This window comes from Geodermatophilus sp. CPCC 206100 (assembly GCF_048569675.1).
Classification (GTDB): Bacteria; Actinomycetota; Actinomycetes; order Mycobacteriales; family Geodermatophilaceae; genus Geodermatophilus.
Window position 1 is genome coordinate 36,061 of the sequence record NZ_JAQISV010000029.1, and the last position, 21,461, is coordinate 57,521.

Sequence of the window (21,461 nt, forward strand, 5' to 3'; positions counted from 1 at the left end):
CTCAGGGCGTCAGGTCAGGTCGTCGTCGTCCTCCACCGGGACGTCGGCCTCCTGCTCGAGGACGTCGGCCTCGTCGGCCTCGCGGTCACCGACCGGGCTCGACGGCCCGCCACCGACCCCGCGCGGGCGGGCGACCAGCTGCTGGTCGAGGGCGTCGGCCTCGGGCACGTCCGCGGCGGGCGGGGTGGCGTCGGCGGCGCGGGACACCTCCGGCGGGTCGACCGGGGCCTGCTGCTCGGCCAGGTCGGCGTCGGTCGCGTCGGGCCGGGTGCCGGGGTCCGTCACGTCGTCCTCCGTCTCGTCGGGGTCCTGGGTCGCTGCCCATCCTGCCGTCCGGCGGGGACGGCGGCAGACCCGGCCAGGTGACGAGGGCGTGGCCGGGAGGGAACGGGGGTGGCACGATCGGCGGGATGGAGGCGGTCACCGGGGAGTACGAGTTCGCGCCGCTGCGGATCCCACCGGGCACGTCCCGGTCCGCGGCGGCGACCATGCTGAGCCTGCAGGCGGACACGGGGGGCTGGGAGCTCGCCCGGCTCCAGCTGCACGCCGACGGCACGCGGAAGGTCATCATGCGCCGGCGGGCGCGGTTGTCCTACCTGCCCATGCCGCACGTGTAGCCGCGTCCCCTCAGGGGACGAGCACGATCTTCCCGACAGTGCCCCGGTCGGCCAGGCGGGCCAGTGCCTGCGGCGCCTGGTCGAGCGGGAGGACCTCGCCCAGCATCGGGTCGACCTGGCCGCTCTCGACCAGGCGGGTCAGCTCGGCGTGGACGGTGCCGATGAGCGCGGGCTCCTTCGTCCGGTAGAGCCCCCAGTGCAGGCCGACGACGCTGTAGTTCTTCACCAGCGCGTGGTTGGCCGGCGCGTCGGGGATGCGCCCGCTGGTGAAGCCGACGACGACCAGCCGCCCCTCGAAGGCGATGCACCGGCGCGAGCGGTCGAAGACGTCGCCGCCCACCGGGTCGTAGACGACGTCGGCGCCGTGCCCGCCGGTGATCTCCTTGACGACCGGCACGAAGTCCTCGGCGGTGTAGTCGACGACGTGGTCGGCGCCCAGCTGCCGGCACACCTCGACCTTGCGGGCGCCGCCGGCGGTGGCGATCACCCGGGCGCCCGCCGCCTTGCCCAGCTGGATGGCCGCCGACCCGACGCCCCCGGCCCCGGCGTGCACGAGCAGCCACTCCCCCGGCTGCAGCCGGGCCCGCCGGTGCAGCCCGACGTGGCCGGTCTGGTAGGTCAGGTAGAGCGCGGCGGCCTTCTCGTCGGGCATCCCATCGGGGACCGGCCAGGCGCCGTCGGCGTCCATGAGCGCGTACTCGGCGAAGGCGCCCGAGCCGCCGGAGGGCCCGCCGAGCACCCGCTGGCCGGTGCCCACCACCTCGCCGCACAGCTCGACGCCGGGCGTGTAGGGCAGCGGTGGGCGCTCCTGGTACAGCCCCTGAGCCATGAGGATGTCGGGGAAGTTCAGGGCCGCCGCCCGGACCCGCACCAGCAGCTGCCCCTCGCCGGGCGTGGGCCGCGCCACCTCGTCGAGGCTCAGGACCTGTGAGGGTTCGCCGAGCTCGTGGACCCGCCATGCGCGCATGCCCGCGACCCTGCCAGACGCCGGGCCGGCCGGCGTTCCCGAACCGGTCCGGTTCGCCGCCCCGGCCCGGGCATGACAGGGTGCGGACCGGCGGTCGTCCCCACTCGGCGACCGGGAAGGACCTCGATGATCTCCCAGCTCTCCGACCGGCTGCGCTTCCTGCGGGCCTTCGTTGCCCATCCCCGCCAGGTCGGCGCCATCCTGCCGACCTCGCGCTGGGCCGTGCGGGACATGCTCGACCTGGCCGACCTCTCCACGGCGCGGCTGGTCGTCGAGCTCGGCGCCGGGACGGGCTCGCAGACCGGCGAGATCCTCGCCCGCCTGGGACCCGACGCGCGCCTGGTCTCCCTGGAGATCGACCCGCAGCTGGCCAAGCTGCTGACCGAGCGCCACCCGGACCCGCGGCTGACCGTCGTCTGCGACTCCGCCGAGTTCCTCGACGCGCACCTGGACGGCTCGCTGGCCGACGTCGTGGTGTCCGCGTTGCCGTACACGTCGCTGGAGCCGGGGCTGCGCCGCCGCATCCTCGACGTGCTGCCCCGGGCGATGGCGCCGCAGGGCGTGACCCTGGTGATCCAGTACTCGCCGCTGATGCAGGGCGAGCTGCGCCGCCGCTTCGCCACCGTGCAGCGCAGCGTCTCCCCCTGGAACGTGCCGCCGGCGTTCCTGTTCGCCTGCACCGGGCCGACCGGCCCGGCGCAGTAGCCGCCTCAGCGCATCGTCGGCGGGCGCAGGGCCTGCGGGACGGCGGCGGTCTCGCCGGTCGCCGTCCGCGCGCTGGGCACGCCCTTGAACGCGTACGGGACGGCGCCGATCCCGGGCTGGACGACGTAGGCCGCACCTGGCTCGCCGGAGGTCCAGGCGGCCAGCATCGCCTCGGCGACCTCCTCGGCCCGCAGCACCGGGAACCCGGCCTCCTCGAACGCGGCGCGGATCGGGTCGATGATCGCGGTGTCGGCGAAGCCGGGGCAGACCGCGGTGATCCGGATCCCCTCCGCGGCCAGGCGCGGCGCCATCGACCGGACGAAGGCGACCGCCCCGCCCTTGGCCACGCTGTAGCCGGGGTCGGTGGCCATCGGCGAGAGCCCGGCCAGGGACGCGGTCACCACGATCGCGCCGCCCCCGGCGCGCTGCAGGGCCGGCAGCGCCGCCGAGGTGCCGTACACGACCCCGAGCAGGTCGACGTCGAGCACCCGCAGGAAGCCGTCGACGTCGAGCAGCTGGTCGGAGTCGAACCCGGCGATGCCGGCGTTGAGGAACACCGCGTCCAGCCGGCCGTGGTCGGCCTCCACCTGCTCGACCACCGCACGGTTGGCGGCGCGGTCGGTGACGTCGAGGGCCACGAACGGGCAGCCGAGGTCGGCGGCGGTGGCGCGCGCCCGCTCGCCGTCGAGGTCGGCGAGGACAGCGGTGACCCCGCGGTCGCGGAGAAGGACGGCGAGGGCGCGGCCGAAGCCGCCGGTGCCGCCGGTGACGAGGGCGACGGGGCTCGGGGAGGTCACGGCCGGCATCCCGTCACGCGGCCCGCAGGAAGCGGTCGAGCACGCGGACGCCGAAGCGCAGCGACTCGACCGGCACCCGCTCGTCGATGCCGTGGAACAGCGAGGCGAAGTCCAGGTCCGGGGGCAGCCGCAGCGGGGAGAAGCCGAAGCAGCGCATGCCCAGGCGCTCGAAGCTCTTGGCGTCGGTGCCGCCGCTCATCGTGAAGGGCACCGGCCGCGCGCCGTCGTCCTCCGCCACGAGCGCGGCGGCCATCTGCTCGACCAGCGGGCCGTCGAAGGTCGTCTCCACGGCCTGGTCGTGGACGATCCAGTCCCGCTGCACGCCCTCGCCGACCAGGCCGGCCAGCTGCCGCTCGAACTCCTCCTCCTGGCCGTAGAGGAAGCGCCCGTCGACGGTGGCGCTGGCGGTGCCGGGGATGACGTTGGCCTTGTAGCCGGCCTCGAGCATCGTCGGGTTGACCGTGTTGCGCAGCGCCGCGCCGATCATCCGGCTGATGCTGCCCAGGCGGGCGAGGGCCTGCTCGGGCTCGTCGGGGTCGATCTCGATGCCGTAGGCGTCCTCGACCGCGGCGAGGAACTGGCGCATGGGCGGGGTGAGCACCGTCGGGAAGCGGTGCGCGCCGAGCCGCGCGACGGCCTGGCACAGCCGGGTGACGGCGTTGTCGTCGTGGACGAAGGAGCCGTGGCCCGGCCGGCCCCCGGCGGTCAGCCGCATCCAGGCCAGCCCCTTCTCCGCGGTCTGCACCAGGTAGAGGCGCAGGTCGTCGCGGACGGTGATGGAGAAGCCGCCGACCTCGCTGATCGCCTCGGTGCAGCCCTCGAACAGGTCCGGGTGCTCGTCCACGAGGAAGCGGGCGCCGAGCCGGCCGCCGGCCTCCTCGTCGGCCACGAAGGCGAGGACGACGTCCCGCGGGGGCCTCGTGCCCGTGCGCGCCCAGTCGCGGACCAGCGCCAGGACCATCGCGTCCATGTCCTTCATGTCGACCGCGCCGCGGCCCCAGACGTAGCCGTCGCGCTCCTCGCCGGAGAACGGGTGGACGCTCCACTCGGCGGGGTCAGCGGGGACGACGTCCAGGTGGCCGTGCACCAGCAGCGCGGGCCGGGTGCGGTCGGCGCCCGGGATGCGGGCGACCAGGCTGGCCCTCCCCCGCTCCGACTCGTGCACTACGCTGCCGATGCCGACCTCGTCGAGCTTGCCGGCGACCCACTCCGCCGCCGCGCGCTCCCCCTTGCCGGTCGCGGTGTCCCCGGTGTTGGTCGTGTCGATGCGGATGAGGTCGCTCAGCAGCTCCGCGACCTCGTCCTGGGCGCGGGCGAGGGGCGCGGGCGTCGGCTCGGACATGCCGCCGATCGTGCCACCGCCCGGGCGCGTCCCCCCGAGGGGTGAGTCGGCGCTCCACCGGAGTCGGGTCGGCGCCGATGTCCCGACCGTGAGGACGTCCAGCGCGCTGAGGGCCCGCGACCCCCGGGCCGCCGCGCACAGCGCCGCGCTCATCCTGGGCGTCGTGGCCGCCGTGGTCGCCGTCTTCACCGCGGTCGAGGACCTCCCCGCCGGGTCGGCCGGCCACGTCGCCTCGTGGGTGGGCGTGGCGGTGCTGGCCGGCGCGGCCGCCGCCTGCCGGCTGGTGCCCGCCGAGCGGCTGGACCGGATGGGCCTGTGCACGGCCATCGCCGTGGGCGGGGTGCTCCTCGCCTGCCTCCTGAACCTGCTCACCGAGGACTCCTCGGCCGCCGCCCAGGCGTTCCTCTGCTTCCCCGTGCTCTGGGCGGCCTCGCACCTGCGGCCCGCGGCCGTGGCGGCGGTGACCGGGCTGGCCGTGGCGGGCGACACGACGACGCTGCTGCTCCTGCAGCCTGCGGTGCCGGCGCTGACCGACGCGGCCTTCGTCGGCGCCGTCCTGGTCGTGATGGCGGTGATGCTCACCCGCGCCAACCGGCTGCAGGACCAGCTGGTGACCGCGCTGCGCGACCAGGCGCGGGTGGACGCGCTGACCGGCCTGGTCAACCGCCGCGTCTTCGACGAGGCGCTCAGCGCGACCGTGACCGGGCGGGCGCCGGCGGGCACCGCGCTGGTCCTCATCGACGTCGACTCGTTCAAGACGATCAACGACTCGCACGGCCACCCGGTGGGCGACGAGGTGCTGGTCCACCTGGCGCGGATCCTGCGCGACCAGGTGCGCGGCGACGACGCCGTCCTCTCCCGGCTCGGCGGCGACGAGCTGGCCGTGCTGCTGCCCGGGTGCGGCCCCGACGTCGCCGCCCGCCGCGCCGAGGAGCTCGGGGACGCCGTCCGCGCCGCGCCGCTGCCCCTGTCCGACGGCACCCTGCTCGGCCTGTCGATCAGCCTGGGTGTGGCGCACCTGCCAGGGGGTTCGGCCGACCTGGCCGCCCTCTACTCGGCCGCCGACGGCGCGCTCTACGCGGCCAAGCGGGCCGGCCGCGGACGGGTCGCCGTGGCCCCCGCCGGACGCGCGGGGGGTGCGTGATCGCCGTCGGCCCGTCCGGTAGTCTCTGACTCGCACTCGTCCGGGTGGCGGAATGGCAGACGCGCTAGCTTGAGGTGCTAGTGCCCTTTATCGGGCGTGGGGGTTCAAGTCCCCCCTCGGACACTCTGCAGTGGGATCCGTCCCATCACGATGGACCGGTCACGCACAGGTCCCCGGCCGCCTCGGCCACGCACGCCGCAGCTGCGACTCCTCCTGACGAGGCGCTCTCCCTCACCCCGCTCCGTACGACCGACGCGCGCGCGGCGCTGGCAGCCGCCGTCGGTGGCGGTGCTTTGGTGGTGATTGCCGCCGCGGGGTCTGACCGGACCGGTGCGACCATGCCTCCCCGCACCGCCCCGGCTCCGCCGCTGGCCCGCGCCCGCTCTGCGCAGCCGGCGCCGCCCCGGATCCCCGCCGCCGTCCCGGCCGCTCCAGTCGACACCCCCACCGCTCCCCCGTCACCGGCGTCGCCGGCCTGGCCCACCAACCCGCGACCGCAGCTTCCCGGCACGGCGCCCGGCGGTTCGGCGGTTCGGCGGTTCATTCCGCGCTGGAGGAGCTCTCGATAGACGGCCGTCGAGCTTGCTTGAGCCGGATCGGGCATCGGTATCCACTGGCCAGCTCAGTCACGCGGCTGTCGCCCCAACGCCCAGACGTCGGCGACGGGACCGAGGTGCCGCAGCTTGTCGGGGTTGATCACTGACCGGACGGCCTGCACCTTGCCGTCGGCGATGTCGAGGGCGAACACGTTGATCAGCTCGCCGGCCCGGGTTCGGACGACTGCGCCCGGCTGGCCGTTGACCTCGTGCCGCTCGACCGCCAGCTCGTGCCTGAGCAACTGCTTGCTCATCGCCAGGAACAATCGCGCGACCTTCTCGGCGCCCACGATCGGGACCGCCCACTGCGGAGCCTTGCCGCCGCCGTCGCCGTACGTCCTCGCGTCGGCGGCCAGCAGGGAGACCAGGCCGTCGAGATCGCCGTCGGTGAACGCGGCGAAGAACTTGTCGGCGAGGTCGTCGCGCTGCTCGGGCGTGGTCTCGAACCGCGGCCGCTCGGCCTGTACGTGACGTCGCGCGCGGCTGGCGAGCTGGCGGCAGTTCGCCTCCTCCTTCTCGACGATGGATGCGATCTCGTCGTACCCGTAGTTGAACACGTCGTGCAGCAGGAACACCGCACGCTCGACCGGGTTCAGCCGTTCGAGGACGAGCAGGAACGCCATCGACACCGAGTCGGAGAGCTCCGCTTGCGCCGCCGGGTCGTGGGAGACATCGGTGAGCAGCGGCTCGGGCAGCCACTCGCCGACATAGGTCTCTCGTCGCACGACGGCCGAGCGCAGCCGATCGATCGAGAGCCGCGTGACGACGGCCGAGAGGTACGCCTGCGGCGACTCGATGACGGCGCCGTCCTCGAGTGCGTGCTGGTAGCGGATGAACGCCTCCTGTACGACGTCCTCGGCGTCGCCCGCGCTGCTGAGCATCCGGTAGGAGATCGAGAACATCAACGGGCGTAGCTCGCGGAACGCCGTTTCCGTCGAGGTGCTCACGCCGCGGCCTTCGGTACCTCGTGCAGTCCGTGCCGGAACCCGGTCCGCCAGGTGGCCCATGTCGGGTTCCAGTCGAGCTCCCGCTTCGCCTTGGCGTTCGAGGCGCCGCGCGCCTGCGTCATCCACTGCACGGTGGTCTCCCCGGCGGCCATCCGCCCGAGCCAGGTCGGCACCCGCATGGGCTGCTTGGCGCCGACGGACTCCGCCAGGTACGGCAGCCACTCCGCCACGGTCGCCGGCTCGTCGTCGACGATGTTGTAGATGCCCGCGTGTCCGTGCTCGACCGCCGCGACGGTGGCTGCGGCTGCGTCGTCGAGGTGGATCCACGTCCAGACGCCGGCGCCGTCGCCGATCATCGGCATCTTGCGGTGCTTGATCAGGTCGACCAGCTCGTCTGAGGCGCCGGGTCCGTAGAAGTTGCCGTAGCGGAGCACGATGCCCTCCAGGGGGGCCGCCGTCACGGTGCGCTCGAGGTACGCGATAGCGTCGATGCTTTCACGCTGCCACTTAGCGGGGTGTGGGTCGAGAGGTTCGGCCTCGGTCTTTACGGGGCCGCCTTCGCGGATGTTGGTCCAGCCGGTGTAGCTCTGCGCGACGAGCTTCTTCACGCCGGCCGCCTCGGCGGCGGCGAGCAGGTGCCGGGTGCCCTCGGTCCGCAGCGCGTTGGTGGTGTGGAACCACTTGTCGAACTTCTTGAGGTTGGCGCCGCCTGCCAGCGCCGACATCTGGTGCACGATCACGTCCGGGCTCGCCAGCGAGACCGCCTCGCCGACCGCCGCCGCGTCGAGACCGTCGAGCGCCACCGGCTCGGCGCCGAGGGCGCGCAGCATGGCGAACTTCCGCTCGCTGCGCGTCGTCGCGACGACCTGGTGTCCGTTCGCAACGAGCTGCGGGATCAGACGGATACCGATGGCGCCGGCGGCGCCGGCAACGAAGACCTTCATCTCTGTTCTCCCGTCGTGTGGCGATGTTGGTGCGCTCGAAGACGAGATGCCCCATCGGGCTGTGACAGGTCCGCCCGATCTTCTGCGTCATGTCACAGACTGCTGCCGTCCCCCGTCTCCGCCGCACACCGTCCGCGGCCCGCCGAGACCGGCAATCAGCCGTTGCCCTCCGGGGCGGACGTCATCACGCACCGTCCCGCCGGGGGTCGCCGCCATCCGGCCCCGACCGACTGCGGCCGCGGCGGTACCACTGCCCGCAGTAGGGGGCCCACTCCGCCGGGCCGACCGCCGCCCACGGTCACCCCACAACGCTGGACGACCCGTGCATCGCGCCGGCCCCCGGGGGTCTTCCCCGCGACCGCCCGCGGACCGGTCGGCCAGGAAGGCGTCTCCCGCGGGACGACGCGACCCTCAGTGCGCTCGGCCATCACGCCGAGGCTGCCGCTCTACTGCAGGAGGCGGGCGGCCTGGCGCCTGAGTCTGAGACAGCAACGTCAGCTACGAAGGCGCCACCACCGGACAGCGCAGCCTCGGCCCACTGACGCTGGCCGAGGGAACGTCGAAGGCAACTCATGCGGCTCGTCGCAGAAGAGGACGCCGCAGAGACCGAACGTGTGTGATCTTGTCCGACCTGCGCGCTACGTTCCGACCATGTCCACGAAGCCACGCACACCGCGCCCCTCCCCCGCCGGGGCGGCCGCTGGTGGGACGGCTCCCACTTCGCAGTGCCCAAGTCCCCCTCGGACACAGCATCGCCCCGGTGTTCCTGCAGGTCAGGACGCCGGGGTGCTTTCTTTTGCGGGCCTGGAGAGGCTTGACACCCCCGTGATACTCCGCGCGCTGGATCCGCCGTCGAGCAGCGCGGCGAACCGCTCGGCGGCCTGGCGGCCCATGCCGGGGTGCACGTGCTGGTGGACGGTGAGCGTGATCGTGGCGCTGGCATGACCGAGGCGCTCGGAGACCACCTTCACCGGCACGCCGTCGGCGAGCTGCAGGGTGGCGTGGGTGTGGCGCAGGTCGTGCAGCCGGATCACCGGCAACTGCTTCTCCCTCAGCGCCTTGCGGGCCCGGCCCGGCACCGCGAGAGACCGAGGACGCCCGCGCTCCGATGTCCCGGGAGTCACCCCGGGGCGACGGTGCGCCGGCGGCCCCGGGCGCTGAGGAACCGGATCGGCGGGATCAGGAGCCGGTAGACCGGCCGCACCGACCAGCCGGCGAGGCGGCCATGACGCTCCTCCGCCCAGACCCTCGAGCGCGGATGCTCCTCGAGCAGCCGGTCCACCAGGGACTTGCCAGCCTGCGCCGGCCTGGAGGTGTGGAGCTCGATCCGGCTCAGGTGCTTGGTGCTGATGAACCCGTACTGGCTCGGGCTGACGAGACGGATCGGCGCGCCATGGTCGCTGTCGAGCGGCCGGCCGTCGAGGTTCTCGGCGATCAGCACGTCGTCGTTCAGCGCGTCCTCGATCGTCACGACCGAGCGGTGGCCGTCGAGCCCCGCGAAGACGACGTGGGTGACGGGGGCTGCTCGGTCGAGCGCCGGCTCGATGATCTCGCGGTAGAAGGTGCCGAAGGCGACACCCTCCCAACGGAGGTTGAGGGCCGACCAGCCGGCGACGCAGTGGAAATCAGCGGTGAGCTCGCTTCGGGGTAGCCGCGCCAAGTCGGCCAGCGGCAGCGCGAAGGCTTCTGCGACGGCCCCGCTGACCTCGATCGCGTAGGCCTCGGGGATGGCCGGAGCGGGGTGGTGCAGGTGGGTGCCGAAGCGCGGAAAGCCCTCGACGGGACGCTGGCCCGGCGGCAGCGTCAAGCCGTGGCGCCCCTCCTCGCTGCCGGGGCGATCCTGGCCGGCCACTCCGGCTGAGCCACGCTTCTGGTGGACCTCGTGTGCGGTGCTCATGTCTGACCTCCGTCTATGCGATGGCATCCACGGCGTCCCGTGTTCGTTCGAGAAGCCTTCGACGGTTCGCTTGGCACTCAACCCGGGATGGCCGACTGTCCCGCGGATGTCCGGCTTCTGGAACACCCCGGCGAGCGCTCACGGCCGCCGGCCGGCTCTGTCTCCGGTGGTGCGCCGAGCCACGGCGCGTTGTACGGCAGGTCACGGAAGGTGGTGAGGGTCGCGTGGCTGTGACCCCACAGCCGCGCCACAGCGCCGACTGGAACTGACCCACCCGTCGCCGCCCGTCTCCGCGCTCCTCCTCCCGGCTGCTCCGGTGGGCTCATCCGGGGCGAGCGTTGCTGACGTCTCGCAACGCGACGGCGTGATCGATTGAACCAGAACCCGGCTGGCGAGGACCGGTCCAGCGCAACGCCTCCGCGCTCTTGGATCAGGAGCACGAAGCATCAGGGTTGCGACCCTCAGCGAAGTGGTGAGGGGCTGCTCGGGATGGCATGGACACCGACCCGACCTGCGTTTCGTCCGCGCGGACCGACAACCGCAGCGGCCCAACGGGTCGGCTGGCTCTCGACACGACCTCCGCCCAGCGGTCCGGCGGGGCTGGCTACGGCCGTGTCTGCTCACCGTGCAGCCACGAGCCGGGAGTCGGGGCGGTCCGAGAGCAGCCGGCGGATCGGGGCAACGGCCCTGTCCAGGGTCACGAAGCGCGCGGCCACGTCCCGCGCGACGGCCGCTGGCGAGGATCTCCGGAACATCAGCCGGGCCAGGACGCGGGAGTTCTGCTGGGCGGCCTGGACCCGGGGCCGCTGAAGAGCTTCGTAGCGGCGCAGCGCGTCCGCGACCGACGCGGGCGTGGCCTCGGCCAGCGACCGTCCCAGGACGGCGGCGGACTCCATCGCCATCGCCGCACCCACGCCGGCGGTCGGGAGGAAGCCGGCCGCGGCGTCGCCCACCAGGCCGACGCGGTCCGCGGACCAGGTCGCTGCCCGGACGTCGGTCAGAGACCAGGAGTGCACGTCGTGACCGACCGCTGTCGCGGTGAGTGCGCGGTCCATGCGAGGGTCGCTGGCCTGCAGCTGGCGGCGCACCCGGCCGACGAAGGCCGGTGCACCTGGAGCCGTCGCCGAGCGAGGGCCGCCCACGAAGACGCCGATCCTGCCCTTGACCGGGTACATCCCGAGGAAGAACCCGGCGCCCCAGCACTCCTCGTACAAGTCCGGAGCGTCGTCCGGCTCCGCCCACCCGACCCACCCGTGCCACCCGGTGTCATAGCCGGTCACCTGATCGGTCGCCAGGACCATCGCCCGGATGGTCGAGTGCAGTCCGTCCGCGGCGATGACGGCGTCGAACTCGGCCGTCGTCTCCCCGGCCCCGTCGGAGAGCACGGTACGAACGACGTCCGCCTGCTGCCGAAGCCCCGTCACCGTCGTGCGGTAGCTGACCGCTCCCCCGGCGTGGGCCAGCGCGGCCAGCAGGTCGCCGCGCGAGATGCCGCGGTAGTCACCGAACTCCAGCAGGCTCCCGAGCGAGTACTGCCGGAGCGGCCGGCCGAACCGGTTCCGCACCGCGTATCGCCGGACCGGCACCGATCGCTCCCGGTACGCCTCCCGCACCCCCAGGTGCGCCAGCGGCGGCTCGACCAGCGGCATCAAGCCCAGCATGTAGCCGGCATCGGCATCCGCGTCGCGGCGTTCCACCAGGACCGGGTCCAGCCCCGCGGCACGCAGGTACTGCGCGAGCGTCACACCGGCCACGCCGGCGCCGACGACGAGCACGCGCAGCCGACTCCGCCGAGCGGCGGTGAGCTGTTCCTCCAGGGTGACCGGTGCGAGCACCTGTCCGTCCTTCCGTGAGTTCGGCCCTCGTCATCGCGGGTCGCTGACGAGGTCGTGCAGGGCGCGCGGAACCCGCGGTCGACTCACGCCCGCCCCGGAGCCCCGGCCCCCTGGGCGGCCCGAGCCGCCGCGCGGGCGAGGAAGGCCGCGACGCCGTCCACCACCGCGTCGAAGCGCAGGGACCGGAACCGGTCGAAGCCGTGCTGCCCGCCGGGGAGCTCGGCGTAGACGACCGGGCTGGACGAGGAAGCCCGCAGCCGCGCGGCGAACTCGCGGGCGCCCTCCACCGGCACGTACGTGTCCCGGTCGCCGTGGGCCAGGAAGAACGGCGGCGCGTGCGCCGCATCGAGGACGAGTGGGGACGACGGCGGCCGTTCGTCCTCCGCGTGCCCGTAGTAGCGGCCGTAGTAGCCGTACAAGCACACGGCCGCGCTCACGGTGGTGTCGACGTGCTCGAACCCCGGCTGGTAGGCCGGCTCGCCCGGCGTCAGGGCGGCGATGGCGGCCAGGTGGCCCCCGGCCGAGCTCCCGGAGATCACGACGGTGCTGGGATCGGCACCATACGCGGGCCCGCGCTCGCGGACCCAGGCGAGCACCTTCTTGGTGTCGATCATGTGGTCGACGAAGCCGGCTGCGGGACGCAGCCGGTAGTTGGCGCTCACGCACACCCAGCCCTCCCCGGCCATCCGGTGCAGCAGGGCGCGCGCCTCCCGGTGCTTGGCTCCGCTGAAGTAGCCGCCCCCGTGCAGGTAGACCAGTACCGGGGCACCGGCCGGCCGAGAGCGGAGCCGGTAGACGTCCAGCCGGTTGCGCCGTCCGGCGTCCCCGTAGCTCACGTCCGCGATCCGCTCCACCCGCCGTGGGTGCACGGGGAACGGCGTTCCCAGCACGCGCAGGGCGCGTGCCAGGGACGATCGGCTGTACCCCGCCCGGTCGCCGAGGCCCTCGGCCAGCGCCCGGCCGACGACGTCCCCCGCCTGCCAGGTGCGCCGGGCAATGACAGCGAGACCCGCGTAGGTGAGCGCCGTCAGCCCGAGCAACGCCCACCCGAACGGTTCGTCCGGGAGCCCTTCCTCAGCGATGGGCGGCACGGTCGCGGTGAGCAGCAGGACGAGGAACAGCTGGGGCAGCTCGCTGGCGCCCAGACCGGCCAGGTAGCTCGTCACCGCCAAGGCCCGGGGACGGCGGATCGGCTCGAGGGCCACCAACACCGTGGCCGCGAAGAGGATCAGCGGCACGGCATCTCCAGCTGACACGACCCCTCCTCTACATCTGTAGTGGCACGACCTACACTACAGATGTAGAGGCAGGGGTCAAGGAGGTACCGGTGGCAGACGACTCACGCAGGACCCGGCTCGCCGACGCGGCGATCACCACCCTGGCCCGCGAGGGAAGCCGAGGTCTGACGCATCGGGCCGTCGACCGCACCGCCGGCGTTCCGGAGGGGTCGACGTCCTACTACTTCCGTACCCGGCTCGACCTCCTGCGCGCCATCGTCGGTCGGATGTCCGACCTCGACACGGCGAGCCTTCCGGCACTGGCGCATGCCAGTGCCGCGGAGTTCGAGGAGGCCTTCACCGCCACGGTCCACGGCCTGTTGATCGACGGCCGCGACCGGCAGCTGGCTCGCTACGAACTGGCCCTCGAGGCGACCCGGCGGCCGGAGCTGCGCCAGGCCCTGGTCGCCAACTCGGCCCCGATCCACGGCCGCCTCGCCGAGCAGCTCGCCGACCTCGGGATCCCCGATCCCGGAGATCGCGCGCGTGACCTGCTCGCCCTACTGGAGGGACTGCTGTTCAGCCAGCTCACCGCCGCGGCCGGGGCCCCGTCGCCGCAGGCGACGGACGCCGTGCGGGACCTGGTCGGGCGGATCCTCCACGCGGTCGGCGTCCCGGGCGAGGAGTCGACGTCATGACGGAGCTCTCCCGCAGCCGGTGACCGACGCAGGCCGGCCCGTCGGGGTGACGCTCACGGCCATGTGCATGCGGCTGTTCGACGAGCGCGGCCCTCACACGGTCAGCCGAGGACGGCGGCGGCGATCCTGCCGACGCGCTCCGGGTCGGCGATCGCGTCGATCTCGACGATCCTGCCCTCCGCGACGGTGAAGCCCATGACCGCGAAGGGCCGCCCCTTGACGGTGATGACCACGCCCGCCGCGCCGTTGACCAGCGCGGCGTGCAGCTCGGCACCGGGCAGTGCGCCGATGCGAGCCTGCTGCGCGACGGCCTCCGCGCCGCGGAAGACCTTGGAAGCGGCGGGCCGCCGGGCCCCGAAGTCTGCGTGCAGCACGACGTCGGGGTGGAGCACAGCGACCAGGCCGTCGAAGTCGCCGCCACGCGCGGCCCGGAAGAAGGCGTCGACCACCTGACGCTGGCGCGCGAGGTCGGGATCCGGAGCCGGAACCTCGGCGCTTCGCACCCGCCGGCGGGCCCGGCTGGCCAGCTGCCTGGCCGCGGTCGGCGACCGCTCGATCATCGGCCCGATCTCCTCGAAGGGGAGGTCGAACATGTCGTGCAGCACGAAGGCGAGCCGCTCCGCCGGGGACAGGGCGTCCAGGACGACGAGCAGCGCCAGACCGACCGAGTCCGCCATGAGCACCTCCTCGTCGGGCTGGGTCACGTGTTCGTGGCTGATGACTGGATCGGGGATGTGGATGCCGACGGACTCCTCGCGGCGGATGTTGCGCGACCGCAGCATGTTCAGGCACACGCGGGCGACGACCGTGGTCAACCACCCACCGAGGTTCTCGACGCCACTCCCTCCCGCCCGGCTCAGCCGCAGCCAGGCGTCCTGGACGGCGTCGTCGGCCTCCGACGTCGAGCCGAGCATCCGATAGGCCACCGCCCGCAGCCGGGGCCGGTGCGCCTCGAACCGGTCCGCCAGGAATTCGGTCTCGTCCATCGGTCACGTCCTTCGCTGCGCGGGTGTCACAGAGGTGACCCGCCACGGAGAACGGATGTGACGGGGACACATCGACCCAGGAGGAACCCATGGCAGCACCGATCTTGGTCACCGGCGGAACCGGCACGCTGGGGAGGTTCGTCGTACCGCGGCTGCAGGACGCCGGACAAGCCGTCCGCGTGCTCAGCCGGGGCAGGCACGAGGACGGGGATGGCGTCGAGTTCGTGACCGGGGACCTGGCGACCGGCGAGGGGGCCGCCGCCGCAGTGACGGGCGTCGAAACGGTCGTGCACCTGGCCGGCACCGCCAAGGGCGACGAGGCCAAGATGCGCCACCTGGCCCGGGCCGCGGCGCGGGCCGGCACGCGGCACATCGTGTTCATCTCGGTCGTCGGCGCCGACCGGGTGCCGATCGCCAGCGGTATCGACCGTGCGATGTTCGGCTACCTCGGTGAGAAGGCGGCCGCGGAACGCGTCCTGGCCTCCTCCGGCGTGCCCTGGACGACGCTGCGCGCGACGCAGTTCCACGACCTGGTCCTGCTGATGGCGCAGCAGATGGCCAAGATGCCGGTGATGCCCGTTCCGGCCGGCTGGCGGATGCAGCCCATCGACGCCGGGGAGGTGGCCGACCGCCTCGTCGAGCTGGCGCTCGGCACGCCGGCCGGCCGGGTGCCGGACATGGGCGGGCCGCGCGTGTACGAGATGACCCAGCTCATGCGCGGGTATCTGACGGCCGCGGGCAAGCGCCGGCCGCTGCTGCCGATGCCGACGCCGGGCAAGGCCGCGAAGGCCTACCGGGCCGGAGCCAACCTCGCCCCGGAGCGCGCAGTCGGCCGCCGAACCTGGGAGGACTTCCTCGCCGCGCGCCTGGGCTCGACCACGGCCCCGAAGCTCGTGCGCGACGCGGCCTGACGACGTCGTCATCAAGCGCCGCCGCCGTACTGCCCTCCAAGTCACGGGGCGGCGCGGGGCGGCTCGGGGCCTGGACTCGGCCGCCCCCGCGCCGCCCGTGACTAGCGGTGCGTGCCCGATTCGGATGCTTGGGGACCGGTTCCCGGATGTCCTGGAGCCGGCCCGCTGAATCGTCGGTAGAGCGTTCGTCCGCCTCGGCGATCCGGCGATAGGAGGCCGGGCGGCCCTGCTCGGTCAGCCACGGGGCCGTCAACTCGTCGAGCTGCGCCTCGGTCAGACCCCGAGGACTCGCGTCGGCGACCCAGCTCGGCCCGTAGCAATCCCCCTGGGAGGGCTTCCGGTAGTCGAGCGAAGACATCGGCATGGTCCTCGACCAGGTGAAGAACGGAGACTCCCACGGGCGCGCCGCCACGGCGTCCACCGAGAACAGCGATACGACCGATGCCGTGCCCTAGATGGGCTCGCGGCGAGACGGCACCACGGAGAGTCGTGTGCCACCACGTGCGGCGCGTCGTGGCACCACGTTGCGAGCAGATCGGCGAACAAGTCGCCCTGGATGCCCAGGTCCGCGGCGTGTGCCGGCTCGTTCGAGGACAGTCCGTAGCCGGGCATGTCCCAGAGGCAGACGGTGAGGTCGCGGCTCGGAGCATCGGCGAAGGCCTCCACAGAGCGGAGGACCACGACGTGCCGTGGCAGACCACGACCGCTGGCCCCGAACCCGCCGTCCCCAGGCCACCGACCACCCCGCCAGTGGAGCCGTTGGTCCAGCGACGTCATCCCGGCGGCAGCGGGACAACCGAGAACACCGACCGGCGGATCGGGGTCGGGACAGTCGCATGCCGTCGGAATAGGGTTGCCGTCACCAGCAGCGCCCTCGACCGACGGAGAGCGGAGGCGGCATGGGCGCGGGTGCGCGAGCCGACGTGGTGGGCGACGCCGGGTCGCCCGTTGACACCACGCAGGGTCTGCTCGTGGTCAAGCTGGCCCCGCCCGGGGCCAGCCCGCCGGTCGCCCGCCCGCATCTCGTCCGCCGTCTGGTGGACAACGCCGCGACGCCGCTGACGCTGATCTGCGCGCCCGTCGGGTGGGGCAAGACGAGCCTCCTCGCCGACTGGTTGCATGACCCGCGCGAGAAGCGCCCGGTGGCGTGGCTGTCGCTGGACGGCGGTGACGACGAACCGGGGCGGTTCTGGCGCTACGTCGTCGCCGCCGTGCGCTCGGTTCTGCCGCACGTCGGCGAGGTCGCCGCAGGCGGTCTGCTGGTCCCGGGTGCGGATCCGGTCTCCACCGCCATCCCCGCGCTGCTCAACGACCTGGCGGCGTCGGACGAGCGCGCCGTGCTGGTACTCGACGACTACCACGCCATCTCGGACCCGCGCATCCACGAGGCGCTGGAGTTCTTCCTCACCTACCTGCCATCGTCGCTGCGAGTGGTGCTGTCGACACATCACGACCCGCCGCTGCCCTTGCCGCGGCTGCGTGGACGCGGCCAGCTGACCGAGCTGCGCGCCGCCGACCTGCGTCTCGCCGTCCGCGAGGTCGCCGCGCTGCTGGGCGCGTCGCTCGGCGTTGAGATCGGCGACGACTTGGCCGCCGAGCTGGCGGCGCGAACGGAGGGTTGGCCGGTCGCCGTGCACCTCGCCGGAGTCGCGGTGCGGGGCAGCGACGATCCGCAGGACCAGCTGCGACGGCTTCCCGACGACCACCGGGATCTGGCCGAGCTGCTGCTCAGCGAGGTGCTGGCGGACCTCGACGCGCAGGACGAGGACCGCCTGGTCCGCACCGCCGTCCTCGGACGACTGTCCGACCCGCTGTGCGAGGCGGTCCTCGGCACCACCGTCGAGCCGGGATGGCTGCGGCGGCTCGAGCGCTCCGGGCTACCCCTGACCCCCGGTGACCACCGGGGCGTGTGGTTCCGGCTGCACGCTCTGGTGGCACAGGTGCTGCGGCAGCGGCTCGATCAGCGGCTCCCGGCGGCAGCGATCTCCGAGTTGCACGCGCGCGCCGCGTCGTGGTTCTGCGCCCAGGGGGACGAGGAGTCAGCCGTCGGCCACCTGCTCGCGGGCGGGCACCACGACCGGGCGGCCGGGCTGTTGATGGGCTCGCTTCGCACGTTCCTGAGCCGTGGCGCCGTGGGCTCCTACATCCGGTTCGGGGACGAGCTGCCCGCCGACCTGGTCGCGGCCGACGCGCGGCTGGCCGTCACGCTGGCTTGGGCGAACAGCCTCGGCGGGCGCCACGAGCGCGGCCGGCAGCTGATCGCCCTGGTCGGGGACATCGACGACCAGGAGGTGCCACCGCCACCCGGCTGGCGCTCCACGGTGGCGGCCGCGGCGGCGTTGCGGGTGTGCTTCCTCTACGTCACCGACGCCGATCAGCTGCGCCGATGGGCGCGCCTGGCCGCCGACCGGGAAGACGATCCCCACCGTCCCGGGTTCTTCGTCGCGCGAGCCGCGTTGGGGCTGGCCCACCTCGCCGGCGGCGACCTCGCCGACGCGATTCCGGCATTGGAGTCGGCGTTGTCCCCGCAGCTCGACCTCCTGCCGACCGGCTCGTTGGTCACGGTCGGCCTGCTGGGCGGTGCTCGACTGGAGAACGGCGACGTCGACGGCGCCCGGGCGCTGCTCGACGGGTGGTTACCTCGGCTGGAGGCCATGGAGGCTTCCGCCGGCGACGCCTTCGCGGCAGCAACGCTGACCGTGCGCAGCGTCGCCGGGCAGCTCGCCCGGCTGCGCGGAGACCTCCCGGAGGCGCGCGCGCAGCTCGAGCGTGCCGTGGCGGCCGGCCGCGTGTTCGGCGTCGCCGCGCCGCTGTGCGACGCGCTGGTGGGTCTCGCGGAGGTCGAGCGGCTCGAGCGCCGTCCTGCCGATGCCCGGACGCTGCTGCTCGAGGCCCAGGAGCTGGTCGCCGACGTCGGCGCACCTCCCGACACCATGGCCAAGCTCGCCGCCGCCGAGCAGCTGCTCGGCCGCAGCGCCCAGCGGACCGCACGCCACGACGGGACACTGGTCGAGGAGCTGACCGAGCGGGAGCTCTCGATCCTGCGGGCGCTCCAGGGCACCCTGTCGCTGCGACAGCTCGCTGGTGAGTTGTACCTGTCACTCAACACGGTCAAGGGCTACGCGAAGGCCCTCTACCGGAAACTCGACGTGCGCACCCGGGCTGACGCCGTCGCCCGCGGTCGCGAACTCGGCCTGATCTGATCCCCGCCCCCCCCGGGGGGTTTCGACGCGGGGTGGTGCGCCACCCCCCCGACTCGGGCGACCGTCTCCTCGCACACCGCCAGCCGGGGGAGGACCGAGGTGACGCCGTACCGGATCGTGCTCCGCGGGGTCGTCGATGTGGCACGCATGCCACTGATCGAGGACGCACGGATCACCCACACCGGCGCCGTCACCACGATCGAGCTCCCGGTGATCGACCAGAGCCATCTGGACGGTGTGCTCGTCATGCTGCGCGACTGCGGCACGGCTCTGGTCAGCGTCCAACCCCTGACCCGACCCGAGGAGGGCTGACCATGTCACCCACGACCGAGCGGAAGCCTCATGACCAGCGATGGCGAGGAGCCGCCGTCGTCGTGCCTGAGGAGTCGCGCCGGCGCGCCGCCGGCACCGTCATCATCGCCTGGACCGGCACCGTGGCCGTCAGCCAGGCGCCCCACGTCCTCATCGCCCAAGCCCTCGGCCTCTCCGAGGCGGCCGTCGACGGGCTGTGGCTGGGCTCCGCGGTCGTGCTCGTCGCGGTCTGCGCGTCATGGTCACGCGCCCGGTCCCTGCTGCCGTACGCCGCGGTGCTGCTGGCTGTGGTCGCGCTGATCGGGATCGTGCTGCCGCTGGTCGGTGGGTGGCTCCCCCTCGACGGCCGCTCCGAACTGGTCCAGGCGTTCGGGAGCAAGGCGGTCTTCTTCGCCGCCGCCGTCATCATGGCCATCGTCCTGGCGCGGACGGCGGGATCCCGACAGACGACGTTCGTTTCGTCGGGGGATCTGCGCGCCCCGAGTTCGATCAGGCTCCCGGGGAGGCGGCGGCCGCTGTCCTGGGCAGTGGTCGGACCGGTAGCCGCCGTGCTGCTGTTCGGCCTCTTCGCCGGCGTGTTGGTCGCCGACGGCGTCTTCGATGCCGGCGACGGCGCCCGGCTGCTGGAAGCCGCTCCGCTCATCCTCGTCTGTGCCGCCTTCAACGCCTTCGGCGAAGAGGTCATCCACCGCGCCGGCCCGCTGTCGAGGCTGGTGGGCGCGGTCGGCCCCGGCCACGCCGTCGCCATGACCGCGGTCTGGTTCGGACTCGGCCACTACGCCGGCAGCATCCCGTCAGGGATCGAGGGCGTCGTCATGTCCGCCCTCCTCGGACTGCTGCTGGGCCGCGCGATGGTGGCCACCAGGGGCCTGGGGTGGCCGGTGGTCATGCACATCGCGGTCGACCTCGTCGTCTTCGCCACCATCGCCGTCGCCTGACCACGGACAGGGAGAAGAACCATGACCGCCTCGCCGCAAGCGCCACCACGGCCCGCCCCCACCGGGGCAGGCACGAAGCCCTCGCGGGCGATCCGCAGGGGCGCCGTCGTACTGCTCGCCGCCACGGTCGTCGTGACGGTGGCAGGGCTCCTCTCTCGCAGCAGCGACCGCCAGGTCCAGACCTTCGACGAGGCGATCACCGCCATCGGGATCGACGCCGACGCCGGGGCGATCTCGCTCCGGGCCACGAGCGCGGACGAGGTGACGCTCACCACCACGCGCGAGTGGAGCCTCGGCCGCCGGCCCGACGTCACGACGTCCGCCGACCGAGGCGTCTTCCGGGTGGCGAGCAGGTGCGGCCCGACGATCCTCGTCATCAGGTGTTCGGCCAGGCACGTCCTCGACGTCCCCGCGGGGATCCCCGTCACCGTGAGGTCGAGAGCCGGCGCCATCGACGCCGACGGACTCACGGCCGGACTGACCGCTGAGACCCGAGCAGGCGCCATCACGCTCACCGACGTCGCCGGCGACGTGGTGCTCCAGACGTCGGCAGGGAGCATCGAGGCGACCGTCGCGAGCCGGCGCGTCGACGCACGCAGCAGCGCGGGCGCGGTCACCATCGTCGACCGCGTCGCACCCGAGATGCTGGCGGTGAGCACGTCCGCGGGCGGTATCGACATCGCGGTGCCCCGCTCGTCCTACCGCGTGCGCGCCGACAGCAGCGCGGGCGACGTGGCGGTCAACGTGCCGACCGACCCTGAGGCCTCCCAGACGATCACCGCACGATCCAGCGCCGGCGCAGTGCAGGTGCGCCAGCTCGACGACTGATGCACGCGGAGGCCGCCACGACCTGTGGCTGGTGCGGCGGGCCGATCGCGTCGCGACGTCGAGGTCCGATTCCCACGTGGTGTTCCGCCACCTGCCGGCACCGAGCCTGGGAGCAGCCCCCCGGGCCGGAGCCTCGGGTCTCTCCGCGGTCGAGGTCGTCGAGCGCCGCGTCGAGGTCCGGGTCCCCGTCACGCCGACGTGTCGCGAGTGGACCTGGCTGCTCGGTGAGCTCGGCCACCAGGAGGTGCGGTGGATCCCGACGACCTCCTGTCCAGCCGATCCGCTGTCGTCACCCTCGCGCAGGCGGCATCGGTCTTCGACGTCGACGTGCGCACCGTGACTCGCGCCATCGAGAACGGGGACCTGCCGGCTCTACGGCTCGGACGTCGGGTGCTGATCCCCCGGCTCCCCCTGCTCGCCGCCCTGGGTGTCCGAGTCGACGACGCCCTCACCGAGGCACACGGCGCCGGCTCCGACGACCGGTAGCCGGCGGACCCGCCGGGGCACGATGGGTCGTCCGGGGTACCCGCGGCGGAAGGCCTGGGTCGGCGGCGCCGCGTCATGCAAAGCGGGGACT

General features: G+C 73.4%; 21 protein-coding genes and 1 tRNA gene. 11 read left to right on the forward strand and 11 right to left on the reverse strand.

Features of this window, described 5'->3' with window-relative positions:
- Positions 1-9 precede the first annotated feature (9 nt).
- Positions 10-285, reverse strand: a complete 276-nt coding sequence (locus PGN05_RS14630) for a hypothetical protein (protein ID WP_419753284.1) — start codon at positions 283-285, stop codon at positions 10-12.
- Positions 286-410: 125 nt separating this feature from the next.
- Between PGN05_RS14630 and PGN05_RS14635 the strand changes: the two genes are divergently transcribed.
- Positions 411-617 carry a DUF5703 family protein gene (locus PGN05_RS14635; RefSeq protein WP_419753285.1) on the forward strand — a complete coding sequence of 69 codons (207 nt, stop codon included), beginning with the start codon at positions 411-413 and terminating at the stop codon, positions 615-617.
- 10 nt (positions 618-627) lie between these two features.
- Here PGN05_RS14635 and PGN05_RS14640 read toward each other — a convergent pair whose 3' ends face one another.
- On the reverse strand, positions 628-1,584 hold the full coding sequence (locus tag PGN05_RS14640; RefSeq protein WP_419753286.1) for an NADPH:quinone oxidoreductase family protein: 957 nt from the start codon (positions 1,582-1,584) through the stop codon (positions 628-630).
- Between the two features lie 126 nt (positions 1,585-1,710).
- On the opposite strand from PGN05_RS14640, the gene PGN05_RS14645 reads away from it, so the two are divergent.
- On the forward strand, positions 1,711-2,289 hold the full coding sequence (locus PGN05_RS14645; protein ID WP_419753287.1) for a class I SAM-dependent methyltransferase: 579 nt from the start codon (positions 1,711-1,713) through the stop codon (positions 2,287-2,289).
- 5 nt (positions 2,290-2,294) lie between these two features.
- Here PGN05_RS14645 and PGN05_RS14650 read toward each other — a convergent pair whose 3' ends face one another.
- Both PGN05_RS14650 and PGN05_RS14655 read right to left on the reverse strand, forming a co-directional pair.
- Entirely contained in the window at positions 2,295-3,086 is a 792-nt protein-coding gene (locus PGN05_RS14650; RefSeq protein ID WP_419753288.1) for an SDR family oxidoreductase, read from the reverse strand.
- A 13-nt stretch (positions 3,087-3,099) separates the two neighbouring features.
- The gene (locus PGN05_RS14655; protein WP_419753289.1) at positions 3,100-4,428 is read right to left on the reverse strand and encodes a M20/M25/M40 family metallo-hydrolase; all 1,329 of its coding nucleotides are present in this window, start codon (positions 4,426-4,428) and stop codon (positions 3,100-3,102) included.
- A gap of 88 nt (positions 4,429-4,516) precedes the next feature.
- Here PGN05_RS14655 and PGN05_RS14660 point away from each other — a divergent pair, with 88 nt between their 5' ends.
- Together PGN05_RS14660 and PGN05_RS14665 are read left to right on the forward strand one after the other, a co-directional pair.
- Positions 4,517-5,572, forward strand: a complete 1,056-nt coding sequence (locus PGN05_RS14660) for a GGDEF domain-containing protein (protein WP_419753290.1) — start codon at positions 4,517-4,519, stop codon at positions 5,570-5,572.
- A gap of 38 nt (positions 5,573-5,610) precedes the next feature.
- A tRNA-Leu gene (locus tag PGN05_RS14665) sits at positions 5,611-5,695 on the forward strand.
- Positions 5,696-6,194: 499 nt separating this feature from the next.
- Here the strand turns inward: PGN05_RS14665 and PGN05_RS14670 are convergent.
- The 6 genes from PGN05_RS14670 to PGN05_RS14695 form a co-directional block, all read right to left on the reverse strand.
- Positions 6,195-7,115 (reverse strand): RNA polymerase sigma-70 factor, encoded by a 921-nt coding sequence (locus tag PGN05_RS14670; RefSeq protein ID WP_419753291.1) that lies wholly within the window; start codon positions 7,113-7,115, stop codon positions 6,195-6,197.
- Positions 7,112-8,059 (reverse strand): NAD-dependent epimerase/dehydratase family protein, encoded by a 948-nt coding sequence (locus PGN05_RS14675; protein WP_419753292.1) that lies wholly within the window; start codon positions 8,057-8,059, stop codon positions 7,112-7,114. The genes PGN05_RS14670 and PGN05_RS14675 overlap by 4 nt, the downstream gene beginning before the upstream one ends.
- A gap of 773 nt (positions 8,060-8,832) precedes the next feature.
- Positions 8,833-9,138, reverse strand: a complete 306-nt coding sequence (locus PGN05_RS14680; protein WP_419753293.1) for a tyrosine-type recombinase/integrase — start codon at positions 9,136-9,138, stop codon at positions 8,833-8,835.
- A 41-nt stretch (positions 9,139-9,179) separates the two neighbouring features.
- The gene (locus PGN05_RS14685) at positions 9,180-9,956 is read right to left on the reverse strand and encodes a molybdopterin-dependent oxidoreductase (RefSeq protein WP_419753294.1); all 777 of its coding nucleotides are present in this window, start codon (positions 9,954-9,956) and stop codon (positions 9,180-9,182) included.
- Positions 9,957-10,576: 620 nt separating this feature from the next.
- Complete coding sequence (locus tag PGN05_RS14690; protein ID WP_419753295.1) at positions 10,577-11,791, reverse strand: FAD-dependent oxidoreductase; 1,215 nt, start codon at positions 11,789-11,791, stop codon at positions 10,577-10,579.
- An 83-nt stretch (positions 11,792-11,874) separates the two neighbouring features.
- Positions 11,875-13,047, reverse strand: a complete 1,173-nt coding sequence (locus PGN05_RS14695) for an alpha/beta hydrolase (RefSeq protein WP_419753296.1) — start codon at positions 13,045-13,047, stop codon at positions 11,875-11,877.
- Positions 13,048-13,118: 71 nt separating this feature from the next.
- Between PGN05_RS14695 and PGN05_RS14700 the strand changes: the two genes are divergently transcribed.
- A complete protein-coding gene (locus tag PGN05_RS14700) occupies positions 13,119-13,706 on the forward strand; it encodes a TetR/AcrR family transcriptional regulator (protein WP_419753297.1) in 588 nt (195 codons plus the stop codon).
- 101 nt (positions 13,707-13,807) lie between these two features.
- Here the strand turns inward: PGN05_RS14700 and sigJ are convergent, their stop codons facing one another.
- The gene (sigJ, locus tag PGN05_RS14705; protein WP_419753298.1) at positions 13,808-14,692 is read right to left on the reverse strand and encodes an RNA polymerase sigma factor SigJ; all 885 of its coding nucleotides are present in this window, start codon (positions 14,690-14,692) and stop codon (positions 13,808-13,810) included.
- A gap of 89 nt (positions 14,693-14,781) precedes the next feature.
- On the opposite strand from sigJ, the gene PGN05_RS14710 reads away from it, so the two are divergent.
- The 6 genes from PGN05_RS14710 to PGN05_RS14735 all read left to right on the forward strand — a co-directional run bounded on the left by PGN05_RS14710 (position 14,782) and on the right by PGN05_RS14735 (position 21,370).
- Positions 14,782-15,603 carry an SDR family oxidoreductase gene (locus PGN05_RS14710; RefSeq protein WP_419753299.1) on the forward strand — a complete coding sequence of 274 codons (822 nt, stop codon included), beginning with the start codon at positions 14,782-14,784 and terminating at the stop codon, positions 15,601-15,603.
- Between the two features lie 899 nt (positions 15,604-16,502).
- Complete coding sequence (locus PGN05_RS14715; protein WP_419753300.1) at positions 16,503-18,806, forward strand: LuxR C-terminal-related transcriptional regulator; 2,304 nt, start codon at positions 16,503-16,505, stop codon at positions 18,804-18,806.
- Positions 18,807-18,905: 99 nt separating this feature from the next.
- Complete coding sequence (locus PGN05_RS14720) at positions 18,906-19,118, forward strand: hypothetical protein (protein WP_419753301.1); 213 nt, start codon at positions 18,906-18,908, stop codon at positions 19,116-19,118.
- 62 nt (positions 19,119-19,180) lie between these two features.
- Entirely contained in the window at positions 19,181-20,056 is an 876-nt protein-coding gene (locus PGN05_RS14725; protein ID WP_419753302.1) for a CPBP family intramembrane glutamic endopeptidase, read from the forward strand.
- Positions 20,057-20,194: 138 nt separating this feature from the next.
- Positions 20,195-20,884 carry a DUF4097 family beta strand repeat-containing protein gene (locus tag PGN05_RS14730; RefSeq protein ID WP_419753303.1) on the forward strand — a complete coding sequence of 230 codons (690 nt, stop codon included), beginning with the start codon at positions 20,195-20,197 and terminating at the stop codon, positions 20,882-20,884.
- Between the two features lie 249 nt (positions 20,885-21,133).
- A complete protein-coding gene (locus tag PGN05_RS14735; RefSeq protein ID WP_419753304.1) occupies positions 21,134-21,370 on the forward strand; it encodes a helix-turn-helix domain-containing protein in 237 nt (78 codons plus the stop codon).
- Positions 21,371-21,461 lie beyond the last annotated feature (91 nt).

What these genes read in the sequence shown, in the direction of transcription:
- PGN05_RS14635 (WP_419753285.1), top strand. Translation starts at nt 411, where the DNA reads ATGGAGGCGGTCACCGGGGAGTACGAGTTCGCGCCGCTGCGGATCCCA.
- PGN05_RS14640 (WP_419753286.1), bottom strand. Translation starts at nt 1,584, where the DNA reads ATGCGCGCATGGCGGGTCCACGAGCTCGGCGAACCCTCACAGGTCCTG.
- PGN05_RS14645 (WP_419753287.1), top strand. Translation starts at nt 1,711, where the DNA reads ATGATCTCCCAGCTCTCCGACCGGCTGCGCTTCCTGCGGGCCTTCGTT.
- PGN05_RS14655 (WP_419753289.1), bottom strand. Translation starts at nt 4,428, where the DNA reads ATGTCCGAGCCGACGCCCGCGCCCCTCGCCCGCGCCCAGGACGAGGTC.
- PGN05_RS14675 (WP_419753292.1), bottom strand. Translation starts at nt 8,059, where the DNA reads ATGAAGGTCTTCGTTGCCGGCGCCGCCGGCGCCATCGGTATCCGTCTG.
- PGN05_RS14685 (WP_419753294.1), bottom strand. Translation starts at nt 9,956, where the DNA reads ATGAGCACCGCACACGAGGTCCACCAGAAGCGTGGCTCAGCCGGAGTG.
- sigJ (WP_419753298.1), bottom strand. Translation starts at nt 14,692, where the DNA reads ATGGACGAGACCGAATTCCTGGCGGACCGGTTCGAGGCGCACCGGCCC.
- PGN05_RS14710 (WP_419753299.1), top strand. Translation starts at nt 14,782, where the DNA reads ATGGCAGCACCGATCTTGGTCACCGGCGGAACCGGCACGCTGGGGAGG.
- PGN05_RS14715 (WP_419753300.1), top strand. Translation starts at nt 16,503, where the DNA reads ATGGGCGCGGGTGCGCGAGCCGACGTGGTGGGCGACGCCGGGTCGCCC.